Genomic DNA, 12,432 nt, shown 5'->3' on the forward strand with positions numbered 1-12,432 from the left:
TTGAACTGGCTCTGGACAAGCGACGATCTCCTGGCCGCCATGAATGGTCGGCCGGTCGGCAATCTGCCTGAAGGCATCTCGGGGATCTCCATCGACAGCCGCTCGATCGGCAAGGGCGAAGCCTTCTTCGCGATCAAGGGTGATCGCGTGGATGGCCACGACTATGCGGGGATCGCGCTCGCCAATGGCGCCGCGGTGCTGGTCGTCAGCGAAGGCAAGCTGCCGGCGCTCGGACGGCTGAATGCGCCGATGATCGTCGTCGACGACGTGCTCGAAGCGATGATCCGGCTCGGCTGTGCGGCGCGCGACCGCAGTGCCGCCAAGATCATCGCCGTCACCGGTTCGGTCGGCAAGACGACCACCAAGGAGATGCTGCGCCACGTGCTTCAGCCGCAGGGCCGCGTACATGCGTCGGTCGCCTCCTTCAACAATCACTGGGGCGTGCCGCTGACGCTTGCGCGCATGCCCGAGGCAACCGATTTCGGCGTCTTCGAAATCGGCATGAACCATCCGGGCGAGATCCGGCCGCTGACCGCCATGGTGCGCCCGCATGTGGCCATCGTCACCAGCATCGCTGCCGCCCATCTTGGCAATTTCGAGAGCCTCGACCAGATCGCCGAAGCCAAGGCCGAGATCTTCGAAGGCGTCGTCAATGGCGGCCACGCGCTGATCATTCACGACAGCCCGCAGTACAAGCTGCTTGAAGACGCCGCGGCAGCGGCCGGCGTCAGCCACATCCATTCCTTCGGCGCCAACCCGAAGGCCGAATTCCGGCTGGTTGAATTCAGCGGCGGTGCGGAGGGTTCCATTCTCTGGGCCGGCATCGGCGGTCGCACGTTGGAAGTCGCGATCGGTGCCCCCGGGCGTCACATCGCCGAGAATGCCGTTGCGGTTCTCGCAGCGGTGAAGCTTGCTGGCGGCGATCTCGACTATGCGGCTTCGGCGCTCGCAACCATGCAGGCCGAAACGGGCAGGGGCCGGCGCCACACGCTTTCGATCGGCGGCGGTACGCTGAAGCTGATCGACGAGAGTTACAACGCCAATCCGAGCTCGATGCGGGCGGCAATTTCGCTGCTGCGCGACAGCGAGCCGCCGGTCGGCGGCCGTCGTGTCGCCGTGCTCGGCGACATGCTCGAAATGGGCGAACACGCGGCCGAGGTGCATGCGGCCCTTGCCCGTCCGCTCATCGAAGCCGGTATTACCGATGTCTGGCTCGCCGGACCGCTGATGGCGCACCTGCGCGACGCGCTTCCGCCCGAAGTTTCGGTGATCTATCGCGAGAGCGTTGAGGACCTCAAAGCCTATGCGCTGGCCGCTGTCGCGCCGGGCGACGTTGTCATGGTCAAGTCGTCCAAGGGGACCGGCTGCGCCAAGATCGTGCAGGCGCTAATCGAGAGCTATCCGGAGACGCAAGCCGAGGAATACGGGGCCGAGGGAACCGAAGCCGAGGGGTAGCCGGCGTAATAAAAGCCGGCGGAACCGCCCATGATGGCGCGGTGGATACAGTTTGAGGTTAGGCGGCGCGCCCTAACACTTTCGCATGCAAGCGCGTATCGTTTTTCAGATGATTCTGTTGGACGTGTTTCGAAATACTACGGCGCCGCGTCTCCCGGGGCGGGAAAGCTTCGCTGTAACACTTTAAACTGCTGCATCATTGTGCAGGAAACCTTTGGGGAAAGGTCCCTTATGCTCATTTGGCTTGTGGAACTGGCGGACCACTTTCAGTTTTTCAATCTTTTTCGCTACATCACGTTCCGCACCGGCGCGGCGCTCTTCACGTCGGCCATGATCGTCTTCCTCTTCGGGCCCGCGATGATCGCCTCGCTGCGCATCCGCCAGGGCAAGGGCCAGCCGATCCGCGCCGACGGGCCGCAGACGCATTTCAAGAAGGCCGGCACGCCGACCATGGGCGGCCTGATGATCCTGGCCGGCATCGTCGTCTCGTCGCTGCTCTGGGCCGATCTGTCGAGCGTCTACGTCGTCTCGACGCTGCTCGTCACGCTCGGCTTCGGCGCCATTGGCTTCTACGATGATTACCTCAAGGTTACGAAGCAGTCGGACAAGGGCTTTTCCGGCAAGGCACGCCTCGGCATCGAATTCGTGATCGCGGCGATCGCTGTGTTCTTCATGATGCAGGCCTCGCTTTCGGGCGGTCCGTCCGGCTCCACTTTCGGCTCCTCCGTCACTTTCCCCTTCTTCAAGGACCTGATCGTCAATCTCGGCTATTTCTTCGTGCTGTTCGGTGGCTTCGTCATCGTCGGCGCCGGCAATGCCGTGAATCTGACCGACGGTCTCGACGGTCTTGCGATCGTGCCTGTGATGATCGCCGCTGCCGCCTTCGGCCTGATCGCGTATCTCGCGGGTAACGCCGTTTTCGCCAACTATCTGCAGATCCATTTCGTGCCCGGCACGGGCGAGCTTGCCGTCATCCTCGGCGCTGTCATCGGCGCCGGCCTCGGCTTCCTCTGGTTCAACGCGCCGCCGGCCGCCATCTTCATGGGCGACACCGGGTCGCTGGCGCTTGGCGGCCTGATTGGCACCGTAGCCGTTGCCGTCAAGCACGAGATCGTCATGATCATCATCGGCGGCCTCTTCGTCATGGAGACGCTGTCGGTCATCATCCAGGTCTTCTGGTTCAAGCGCACCGGCCGCCGCGTCTTCCTGATGGCGCCGATCCACCACCACTTCGAAAAGAAGGGCTGGACCGAGAGCCAGGTCGTGATCCGATTCTGGATCATCGCCGTCATCCTGGCGATGGTTGGCCTCTCCACCCTCAAGCTGCGGTGAGCGGACGATGATCCCGGTCACTTCCTTCAAGGGCAGGAAAGTCGCTCTCTTCGGTCTCGGGGGGTCGGGCCTTGCGACCGCGCAGGCGCTCGTCGCCGGTGGTGCCGAGGTTACCGCATGGGACGACAACCCGGATAGCGTCGCCAAGGCTTCGGCCGCAGGCGTGCCGACGGCGGACCTGCGCACCGTCGACTGGGCGGCCTTTGCCGCCTTCGTGCTTTCGCCCGGCGTGCCGCTTACGCATCCCAAGCCGCACTGGACTGTGGATCTTGCCCATGCTTCCGGCGTCGAGATCATCGGCGACGTCGAACTTTTCGTGCGCGAACGCCGGGCGCATGCGCCCGATTGCCCCTTCATCGCGATAACCGGCACCAACGGCAAATCGACGACGACGGCGCTGATCGCACATATCCTCAAAGAAAGCGGCCGAGACACGCAGCTCGGCGGCAATATCGGCACCGCGGTGCTGACGCTTGATCCTCCGAAGGCCGGGCGCTTCTACGTGGTCGAGTGCTCGTCCTACCAGATCGATCTGGCGCCGACGCTGAACCCGACGGCAGGCATTCTGCTCAACCTGACACCCGATCATCTCGATCGCCACGGCACGATGCAGCATTACGCCGACATCAAGGAACGGCTGGTCGCCGGTAGCGGCACGGCAATCGTCGGTGTCGACGACAGCTTCTCGGCGCTGATCGCCGATCGCGTCGAGCGCGCCGGCACCAGGACCGTGCGGATCTCCCGTCGCCATGTGCTGGCAAGCGGCCTCTATGCCGAGGGCCCGCGCATCCTGAAGGCTGAAGGCGGCACTTCCAGCCTGTTCGTCGATCTCGACGGCATCCAGACGCTGCGCGGCGGTCACAACGCCCAGAACGCGGCGGCGGCCATTGCGGCCTGCCTTGCGGTCGGTGTCAGCGCGGGAGAAATCCACGCGGGCCTGAAGAGTTTCCCTGGTCTCAAGCACCGCATGCAGCCGGTCGGCCGCAAGGGTACGGTGGTCTTCGTCAACGACAGCAAGGCGACCAATGCGGATGCGGCGGCACCGGCGCTTTCGAGCTATGACCGCATCTACTGGATCGCCGGCGGTCTGCCGAAGGAAGGGGGCATCACGACGCTTGCACCCTTCTTCCCGAAGATCGCCAAGGCGTATCTGATCGGCGAGGCCGCGCCGGCTTTCGCCGCGACGCTCGGCGAAGCCGTACCCTATGAGATCTCGGGCACGCTGGAGCAGGCGGTAGCGCATGCCGCGGCCGATGCCGGCAGGGACGAGACGGGCGGCTCGGCGGTGATGCTTTCACCGGCTTGCGCAAGCTTCGACCAGTATAAGAACTTCGAGGTACGCGGTGATGCCTTCGTCGGCCATGTGCGCGCGATCGAAGGCGTGACGATGCTGATTTGATCCCTCGGCCGGCGCGCATGCGTGCCGGTCGATGCGGAAGGTGGTGCGGGATTTCGGACGTGGGCGCGATGGGCGCCGGAGAAGGGGACTGACAAGATGGTAAGCCGAGCCGAACGTGGCCCCGTGGCCGACTGGTTCTGGACGATCGACAGGTTCTTTCTGGCGACCTTCATCCTGTTGATGGGCGTCGGCTTCATGCTGTCCTTCGCCGCAAGCCCTGCCGTCGCCGAGCGCATCGGCCTCGACAGCTTCCACTTCGTCCGGCGCCACGCACTCTTCCTTCTGCCGTCGCTGGTGGTGATGGTGGGGATTTCCTTCCTCTCGCCGCGCCAGGTCCGGCGCGCGGCGATTCTGCTTCTTGCCGGTTCGCTCGGCATGATGGTGCTGGTGCTCTTCATCGGCGAAGAGGTGAAGGGCTCGATGCGCTGGATTTCGCTCGGTGGGATTTCGATCCAGCCGTCGGAGTTCATGAAACCGGCCTTCGTCGTCGTCTGTGCCTGGCTGTTTTCCGAACATGCGCGCCAGCCGGAAATCCCCGGTAATCTCTTTGCCATCCTGCTCTTCGGCATCGTCGCGGCCCTGCTTGTCGCTCAGCCCGACCTCGGCCAGACGATCCTGACCACCGCCGTCTGGGGCGGCATGTTCTTCATGGCCGGCATGCCCTGGCTCTGGATCATCCTGCTTGGCGGTGCGGCCCTCGGCGGCTTCTTCGTCGCCTATACGTTGCTGCCGCACGTGGCCGCGCGTATCGACAAGTTCCTGACGGGCGAAGGCGACACCTTCCAGATGGATACCGCCCGCGAGGCGATCATCCGCGGCGACTGGTTCGGCCGGGGCCCGGGCGAAGGCATCGTCAAGCGCATCATCCCGGACAGCCATACCGACTTCGTCTTTTCCGTTGCCGCCGAGGAATTCGGCATCGTCTTCTGCATGGTCATCGTGCTGATCTTCGCCTTCCTGGTGATGCGCGGCCTCAACCATGCCTTCCGCGAACGCAACGACTTCAACCGGTTCGCCGTTGCCGGCCTGGTGCTTCAGATCGGCATCCAGTCGATGATCAACATCGGCGTGAACCTCGAACTGCTTCCGGCCAAGGGCATGACCCTGCCGCTGATCTCCTATGGTGGCTCGTCCATGGTGGCGATCTGCGTCACTGCCGGCTTCATCCTGGCCTTGACCCGTCACCGCCCGGAGAAGCGCGCCGTGGAGCGCAGCCTGTTTCGGTCCGGCATTGGCGTGCCGGCGGAGTAAAATATGACTAAAGGCATCATCCTGCTTGCCGCCGGCGGTACCGGCGGCCATCTCTTTCCGGCAGAAGCGCTGGCCCACGAGCTGAAGGCCATGGGCTATTCGGTGCATCTGGTCACCGATAGCCGCGCCGAACGTTATGCCGGCAAGTTCCCGGCCGACGAGGTTCATGTCGTGCCTTCGGCGACAATCGGCTCGAAGAACCCGGTCAGCGTCGTCAAATCGCTCTGGACGCTGTGGAGCGGCATGCGCGCGGCGAGAAAGCTGATTGCCCGGCTGAAGCCCAAGGCCGTCGTCGGCTTCGGTGGCTACCCGACCGTGCCGCCGCTCTTGGCGGCAACCGGCATGGGTGTGCCGTCGATCATCCACGAGCAGAACGCGGTCATGGGCCGCGCCAATAAGGCGCTGGCCTCACGCGTCAAGGCGATCGCCGGTGGCTTCCTTCCGGAGGGCACGGGCGCCTTTGCCGCGAAAACCGTGACGACGGGCAACCCTGTTCGCCCGGCGGTGCTAGCCGCCGCCAACACGCCCTATGCGTCGGCTGTCGGCGACGCGCCATTCCATCTCGTCGTCTTCGGCGGCAGCCAGGGCGCACAGTATTTTTCCAAGGCAGTACCGCAGGCGATCTGCCGTCTGGACGACGAGGTTCGCCAGCGATTCAAGGTCACGCAGCAGGCCCGGCCGGAAGACAGGGACGGCGTGATCGCCACCTATGAGAAGCTCGGTGTGCCCGCCGAGGTCTCGCCGTTCTTCACCGATATGGCCGAGCGCATCGCCGGCGCTCAGCTCGTCATTTGCCGCTCCGGCGCCTCGACGGTATCGGAGCTTGCGGTCATCGGCCGGCCGGCGATCCTCGTGCCCTATCCCTATGCGCTCGATCACGACCAGGCGGCCAATGCGGCCGCCCTTGCCGCCAAGGGTGGCGCACGCGTGATCGCGCAGGCCGAACTCACCGCCGACCGTCTCGCCGGCATCCTCAATGATGCGATCGGCAAGCCGCAATCGCTCGCGGAGATGGCGGCAAATGCCCGGGAAACCGGCAAGCCGGACGCAGCAAGCTTGCTTGCATCCCTCGTAGAGGCTATTGCCAGCGGTTTGACAGTCGAGAAATTCAGGGAAACACGCTCATGAAAATGCCGAAAACCATCGGGCTGGTCCATTTCATCGGTATCGGCGGCATCGGCATGAGCGGCATCGCCGAGGTGCTGCACAATCTCGGACACAAGGTCCAGGGTTCCGACCAGTCCGACAGTGCCAATGTGCAGCGCCTGCGCGCCAAGGGCATCGAGGTCTTCGTCGGCCACAAGGCGGAAAACCTCGGCGAAGCCGAGGTGATCGTCGTTTCGACCGCGATCAAGAAGGACAATCCGGAACTGATCGCCGCGCGCGAGAAGTTCCTTCCCGTTGTGCGCCGCGCCGAGATGCTGGCCGAGCTCATGCGCTTCCGCAATGCGATCGCGATCGGCGGCACGCATGGCAAGACGACCACGACCTCGATGGTCGCAGCGCTGCTCGAGGCCGGCGGGCTCGACCCGACCGTCATCAACGGCGGCATCATCAATGCCTATGGCACCAACGCCCGAATGGGCGAGGGCGAGTGGATGGTGGTTGAGGCCGACGAATCCGACGGCACCTTCCTGAAGCTGCCGGCTGACGTTGCCATCGTCACCAATATCGACCCGGAACATCTCGACCACTACGGCAATTTCGATGCCGTGCGCGCCGCGTTCCGCCAGTTCGTCGAGAACGTGCCCTTCTACGGTTTCGGCGTGCTCTGCCTCGACCATCCGGAAGTGCAGACCATGGTCGGCAAGATCGAGGACCGCAAGGTTGTGACCTACGGCGAGAACCCACAGGCCGACGTGCGCTTCCACAACATCCGCATGGACGGCGCCACCTCCGTCTTCGACATCGAGATCCGCCGCCGGCGCACCGGCCAGGTGATCCCGATGAAGGACCTGCGCCTGCCGATGCCCGGCCGCCACAACGTGTCCAATGCGACCGCGGCGATCGCCGTTGCGCAGCGCCTCGGCGTCAGCCCGGAAGCGATCGCCAAGGGGCTTGCCTCCTTCAGCGGCGTCAAGCGCCGCTTCACGCTGACCGGCGAGACGAACGGCGTGCGCGTCTATGACGACTATGGCCACCATCCGGTCGAGATCAAGGCGGTGCTGCGCGCCGCACGCGAGGCCTGCCAGGGCCGAATCATCGCCGTGCACCAGCCGCACCGCTACTCGCGCCTTTCGAGCCTGTTTGAAGATTTCTCGGCCTGCTTCAACGATGCCGACACGATCCTGATCGCGCCTGTCTATGCGGCCGGCGAAGACCTCATTCCGGGCGCAACGGCCGAGGAACTGGTCGATCGCATCAAGGCGGGTGGCCATCGCGACGCCCGTTACGTCTCCGGTCCGGAGGCAATCGCGCCGGTTGTCAGCAAGATTGCACAGCCCGGCGATTTTGTGGTTCTCTTGGGGGCTGGCAGCATCACCTACTGGGCGGCTGCCCTGCCTAAGGAACTCGCGGATATTTCAGGAAATTGAGCATGAAACAGGTCAACGGTCAGAAACTACTGGAATCGCTCGGAAGTGGCGTCAGCGCTGTGCGCGGCCGTATCACGCCGGATGCGCCGATGGATCGTGTCACCTGGTTCCGCGCCGGCGGTCTTGCCGAGCTGATGTTCCAGCCGCACGACACCGACGATCTCATCACCTTCCTGAAGCTGGTCCCCGCTGAAGTGCCGGTCATGGTCGTCGGCGTCGGCTCGAACCTGCTGGTGCGCGACGGCGGCATTCCCGGCGTTGTCATCCGGCTGTCGGCCAAGGGTTTTGGCGATCTGGAGTTGGTCGGCGAAAACCGCATCAAGGCCGGCGCGATCTGCCCGGACAAGAACATCGCCGCCATGGCGCTCGATCACGGCATTGGCGGCTTCTACTTCTACTACGGCATTCCCGGCTCGCTCGGCGGCGCGCTGCGCATGAACGCCGGCGCCAATGGTGCCGAGACCCGCGAACGGGTCGTCGAGGTGCACGCGGTCGACCGTCAGGGCAACCAGCATGTGCTGTCGAATGCCGACATGGGCTATGCCTACCGCCATTCGGCGGCGGCGAAGGACCTCATCTTCACCCACGCGGTGTTCGAAGGCTACGCCGAGGACAAGAACAAGATCCGCACCGACATGGATGCCGTGCGCCAGCATCGCGAAACGGTGCAGCCGATCCGCGAAAAGACCGGTGGCTCGACCTTCAAGAACCCGGAGGGCCACTCGGCCTGGAAGCTGATCGACGAGGCCGGCTGCCGCGGCATGATGATCGGCAGCGCGCAGATGTCGCCGCTGCACTGCAACTTCATGATCAACACCGGCCAGGCGACCGGCTACGAGCTCGAATATCTCGGCGAAACCGTGCGCCAGCGCGTGCTCGAACATTCCGGCGTCCGGCTCGAATGGGAGATCAAGCGCATCGGCAACTTCATGCCGGGCTACGAGATCAAGGAGTTCCTCGGCCGCGGCATCGCGTAAGGCTCGGTTGCGAGACGTAATCTGAAAGGCCGTGGCGGAAGCGCTGCGGCCTCTTGTTTTTCCGGCGGGCGGCAAGCGGCTGCCAGCGCCTTTGCAGAATGCCGGGGTCCCTACTCAATGACGGCCGAGGAGAAAGCTCGAGTGCGTTGCTTGCAAAGACTGTCGTATGCGAGGTTGCTCGCCGTTTCAGCCCTATTGGCCAATCTTGCGTTCTTTGCGCCCGTCAAGGCTATGGATGAGGTGCGTCTGCAAGCTGCCGTCGCCTCGCTCGGTGACGGTGCTGACGCCCAGCGTCTCGAAGCCAGGGTTGCCGATCTCGTAAAATCAGGCGACCAGATCGAGCTTGCGAAGCTGGCCGAACAGATCCGGATGAAAGACGGCGATTTCCTCGACATTCTGGCAAAGTACTATGAGCAGCCGGAGCAAGCGAACGCGACGCCCGGTTGGCAGCAGATCGCACTCTCAATGGGGCCATGCCACTACGCCAACGCTGCCATCCGCATCGTCGCGATGACGATCGCGAACGGCACTCACCCAGCCATCCGAAACGGCGTTGTCATGATCGACGGCACGGAGGTCGACAATATTTTCGCGGAATCGATGCATCGCTGCGAGTTGATTGCGCGTCTTCCCAAGTCCACGCGGCAGGTCGGCTCTAGCTGCGCCATGACCGGCGACTGCGGCGACGATCCGGACCTCATGGAGTGAGCCGAGCCACCCGCGCTTTGCTGGCGCCGGGCCATTGCCTGCTGCGATCGTCATCGGTTTGGCTTCGGAGGCTTCGCAAACAGCACCCGCTAAGCGAAAGGGCCGCAGCGTTGCCGCTGCGGCCCTTCTTGGTTGTGATCGGCCGCGCTAGGCACGGCCAGTCGTGATCAGGCCGAAACCTCGTCTTCCGTCGACAGCACCAGGCACAGAAGCGTGATGGCGGCGGCGGCGAGCAGGTAGTAGCCGACGTAATCCAGGCTGTAGTTGGTGGCGAGCCAGGTGGCGATGTACGGCGCCAGCGACGCGCCGAAGATGCCGGCGAGGTTGAAGGTCATGGACGCGCCGGTGTAGCGCACCGAGGTCGGGAAGGGGGCTGCCAGCGCTGCGCCGATCGGGCCGTAGGTGAGGCCCATGAGGCCGAGGCCGATGATCGAGAACAGGAAGGCGCCGCCGAGGCCGCCGGCAAGAAGCGGGGCCATGAACAGGCCGAAGACTCCGATGCCAATGGTGGTGATGATCAAGATCAGGCGACGGCCGTAGCGGTCCGAGAGGATACCGGCAACCGGGATCATCAGGCCGAAGAAGACGACGCCGGTCATCTGCACGACCAGGAACTGCTCACGCGAATAGCCGAGCTTCGCCGTGCCCCAGGAGAGCGAGAAGACGGTCATCAGGTAGAACAGCACGAAGGTCGCAAGCGCCACGAAAGTGCCGAGCACCAGGCTGCGCTTGTGGAAACGGAAGATCTCGGCGATCGGCACCTGCACGCGCTCGTGCTTGTCGACGGCCTTCTGGAACTCTGGCGTTTCGGTGATCTTCAGGCGGACATAAAGGCCGACGGCGACGAGCAGGATGCTGGCGATGAACGGCACGCGCCAGCCCCAGGCGAGGAAGGCTTCGTTGCTCATCACTTCGCCGAGGATCAGGAAGGTGCCGGCCGACAGGATGAAGCCGATCGGCGCGCCGAGCTGCGGGAACATGGCGTACCAGCTGCGCTTGCCCTCAGGCGCATTCTCGGTGGCAAGCAGCACTGCGCCGCCCCATTCGCCGCCAAGGCCGAGACCCTGGCCGAAACGGCAAAGCGCGAGCAGCAGCGGAGCTGCGACGCCGATCGTGGCATAGGTCGGCAGAAGGCCGATGACGACCGTGGAGATGCCCATGGTCATCAGCGCCGCCACCAGCGTCGCCTTGCGGCCGACCTTGTCGCCGAAGTGGCCGAAGATCACGGCCCCGAAGGGGCGGGCGAAAAAAGCGATCGAGAAGGTCGCGAAGGATTGCAGCATTGCCGAGGTCGGGTCCGAGCCCGGGAAGAACAGGTGCGGGAACACCAGAACGGCGGCGGTGGCGTAAACGTAGAAGTCGAAGAATTCGATGGTCGTGCCGACGAGGCTCGCGAACAGCACCCGGGCAGGGGAGTTCACTGCCGCGTGCTTTGACGCATTGTCCTTCGGCGACAGGGAGGTTGTCGCGTCTGTCATTATCATTGTTCCTATGGATGTAAGACCGTCTTGGGAGGCGGGTGCGGGCGTCTTAACGCAAGTTTCGACATGACGAAACCCTGATATCGTAAGAAGTGCGAACGATATCGGCGTCATGCGCATCATTATTCTGTCGGCGCTCCGCTCTGGGGCCGCGGCGCGGGACGGCCTTTTCGCTTGCGCCTCAACTGCTTTGCCGTAGGCAGATTTTCACGTTTTGCGGGAGGTTCGCTTGGCGGGACAACCCGGATTGACGAGAATCAAATTGTGGCAAACTCTCGACGGCGAAGCGATCGGCTTCGTTTTTCAGGAGCGAATGCATGTTCAAAAGGCTTTCTGCGGAATTTCTCGGTACATTCTGGCTCGTTTTCGGCGGTTGCGGCAGCGCCGTGCTGGCGGCTGCCCTACCTGAGGTCGGTATTGGCTATCTCGGCGTCTCCTTTGCTTTTGGCCTGACGGTGCTGACCATGGCCTATGCGGTCGGCGGCATTTCCGGCGGGCATTTCAATCCGGCCGTCTCGGTGGGGTTGCTGGTTGCGGGCAAGTTCCCCGCGCACAAACTTGTCGGCTATGTCATCGCCCAGGTGCTGGGTGCCATCGCCGCGGCGGCGGTTATCTATCTGATCGCCAGCGGCAAGGGGGATTTCCAGCTCGGTGGCTTCGCTGCCAACGGTTACGGCGCGCATTCGCCGGGCGGCTACTCGCTGACGGCGGCGCTGGTTGCCGAGGTGGTGCTAACCGCCTTCTTCCTGTTCATCATTCTCGGCTCCACCCATGGCCGAGTGCCCGCGGGCTTTGCGCCGATCGCCATCGGCCTGGCGCTGACACTGATCCATCTGGTCTCGATCCCGGTGACGAACACGTCGGTCAATCCGGCCCGCTCGACGGGGCAGGCGCTCTTCGTCGGCGATTGGGCGGTCGCGCAATTGTGGCTGTTCTGGGTGGCGCCGATCGTCGGCGCGGCGATCGCCGGCATCGTCTGGAAGATCGTCGGTGATGACGACTGATCCAATTCGGATGCCGTCAGGCATAGACCCGCCGCCCTGGCTGCGGCGGGTTTTTTCATTTTTTCTTCTGTTTATGCATTAGATTCAAGATTACTCCGCAACCCTTTGATCTCTCGCTAAAATGCCTTGTTCCACATGCGCTTGCGCCTGCAGGCGGCGTTTCATTTCCTGACCGGGGTTAACGAAAGTAAACGGTTCGTTAACCTTAATGACGTTCTAGTGACCCCAATGGCGCAGCTGACTCGCGAGGGCGGGAGCCAGCCAGACGCAAGGAAACCTTGCGATAGTGGC

The 12,432-nt window shown here is 63.7% G+C and carries 10 protein-coding genes; 9 read left to right on the top strand and 1 reads right to left on the bottom strand.

Going from position 1 to position 12,432, the window contains the following annotated elements:
- From IB262_RS00850 to IB262_RS00885, 8 genes are all read left to right on the top strand, one after another.
- Nucleotides 1-1,455, top strand: a complete 1,455-nt coding sequence (locus IB262_RS00850; protein ID WP_089043440.1) for a UDP-N-acetylmuramoylalanyl-D-glutamyl-2,6-diaminopimelate--D-alanyl-D-alanine ligase — start codon at nucleotides 1-3, stop codon at nucleotides 1,453-1,455.
- 231 nt (nucleotides 1,456-1,686) lie between these two features.
- On the top strand, nucleotides 1,687-2,787 hold the full coding sequence (mraY, locus tag IB262_RS00855) for a phospho-N-acetylmuramoyl-pentapeptide-transferase (RefSeq protein ID WP_034792441.1): 1,101 nt from the start codon (nucleotides 1,687-1,689) through the stop codon (nucleotides 2,785-2,787).
- A gap of 7 nt (nucleotides 2,788-2,794) precedes the next feature.
- A complete protein-coding gene (gene murD, locus IB262_RS00860) occupies nucleotides 2,795-4,186 on the top strand; it encodes a UDP-N-acetylmuramoyl-L-alanine--D-glutamate ligase (RefSeq protein ID WP_112974941.1) in 1,392 nt (463 codons plus the stop codon).
- 96 nt (nucleotides 4,187-4,282) lie between these two features.
- Entirely contained in the window at nucleotides 4,283-5,437 is a 1,155-nt protein-coding gene (gene ftsW, locus IB262_RS00865; RefSeq protein ID WP_034792447.1) for a putative lipid II flippase FtsW, read from the top strand.
- A gap of 3 nt (nucleotides 5,438-5,440) precedes the next feature.
- Nucleotides 5,441-6,565, top strand: a complete 1,125-nt coding sequence (murG, locus tag IB262_RS00870) for an undecaprenyldiphospho-muramoylpentapeptide beta-N-acetylglucosaminyltransferase (protein ID WP_060515928.1) — start codon at nucleotides 5,441-5,443, stop codon at nucleotides 6,563-6,565.
- Nucleotides 6,562-7,971 carry a UDP-N-acetylmuramate--L-alanine ligase gene (gene murC, locus IB262_RS00875; RefSeq protein WP_060515929.1) on the top strand — a complete coding sequence of 470 codons (1,410 nt, stop codon included), beginning with the start codon at nucleotides 6,562-6,564 and terminating at the stop codon, nucleotides 7,969-7,971. The genes murG and murC overlap by 4 nt, the downstream gene beginning before the upstream one ends.
- 2 nt (nucleotides 7,972-7,973) lie before the next feature.
- The gene (gene murB, locus IB262_RS00880) at nucleotides 7,974-8,948 is read left to right on the top strand and encodes a UDP-N-acetylmuramate dehydrogenase (protein ID WP_034792458.1); all 975 of its coding nucleotides are present in this window, start codon (nucleotides 7,974-7,976) and stop codon (nucleotides 8,946-8,948) included.
- Nucleotides 8,949-9,065: 117 nt separating this feature from the next.
- On the top strand, nucleotides 9,066-9,656 hold the full coding sequence (locus IB262_RS00885) for a hypothetical protein (RefSeq protein WP_162728673.1): 591 nt from the start codon (nucleotides 9,066-9,068) through the stop codon (nucleotides 9,654-9,656).
- A gap of 167 nt (nucleotides 9,657-9,823) precedes the next feature.
- On the opposite strand, the gene IB262_RS00890 is transcribed toward IB262_RS00885, so the two are convergent.
- The gene (locus IB262_RS00890; protein WP_060515931.1) at nucleotides 9,824-11,134 is read right to left on the bottom strand and encodes an MFS transporter; all 1,311 of its coding nucleotides are present in this window, start codon (nucleotides 11,132-11,134) and stop codon (nucleotides 9,824-9,826) included.
- Nucleotides 11,135-11,454: 320 nt separating this feature from the next.
- On the opposite strand from IB262_RS00890, the gene aqpZ reads away from it, so the two are divergent.
- Entirely contained in the window at nucleotides 11,455-12,141 is a 687-nt protein-coding gene (aqpZ, locus tag IB262_RS00895) for an aquaporin Z (RefSeq protein WP_034792491.1), read from the top strand.
- Nucleotides 12,142-12,432 lie beyond the last annotated feature (291 nt).

It is taken from the genome of Ensifer sp. ENS02 (genome assembly GCF_014851885.1).
Taxonomy (GTDB): Bacteria; Pseudomonadota; Alphaproteobacteria; order Rhizobiales; family Rhizobiaceae; genus Ensifer; species Ensifer adhaerens.

Excerpts from the sequence above, each read along its gene's own strand:
- mraY (WP_034792441.1), top strand. The coding sequence starts at position 1,687 with ATGCTCATTTGGCTTGTGGAACTGGCGGACCACTTTCAGTTTTTCAAT.
- murD (WP_112974941.1), top strand. The coding sequence starts at position 2,795 with ATGATCCCGGTCACTTCCTTCAAGGGCAGGAAAGTCGCTCTCTTCGGT.
- ftsW (WP_034792447.1), top strand. The coding sequence starts at position 4,283 with ATGGTAAGCCGAGCCGAACGTGGCCCCGTGGCCGACTGGTTCTGGACG.
- murG (WP_060515928.1), top strand. The coding sequence starts at position 5,441 with ATGACTAAAGGCATCATCCTGCTTGCCGCCGGCGGTACCGGCGGCCAT.
- murC (WP_060515929.1), top strand. The coding sequence starts at position 6,562 with ATGAAAATGCCGAAAACCATCGGGCTGGTCCATTTCATCGGTATCGGC.
- murB (WP_034792458.1), top strand. The coding sequence starts at position 7,974 with ATGAAACAGGTCAACGGTCAGAAACTACTGGAATCGCTCGGAAGTGGC.
- IB262_RS00885 (WP_162728673.1), top strand. The coding sequence starts at position 9,066 with ATGACGGCCGAGGAGAAAGCTCGAGTGCGTTGCTTGCAAAGACTGTCG.
- IB262_RS00890 (WP_060515931.1), bottom strand. The coding sequence starts at position 11,134 with ATGACAGACGCGACAACCTCCCTGTCGCCGAAGGACAATGCGTCAAAG.
- aqpZ (WP_034792491.1), top strand. The coding sequence starts at position 11,455 with ATGTTCAAAAGGCTTTCTGCGGAATTTCTCGGTACATTCTGGCTCGTT.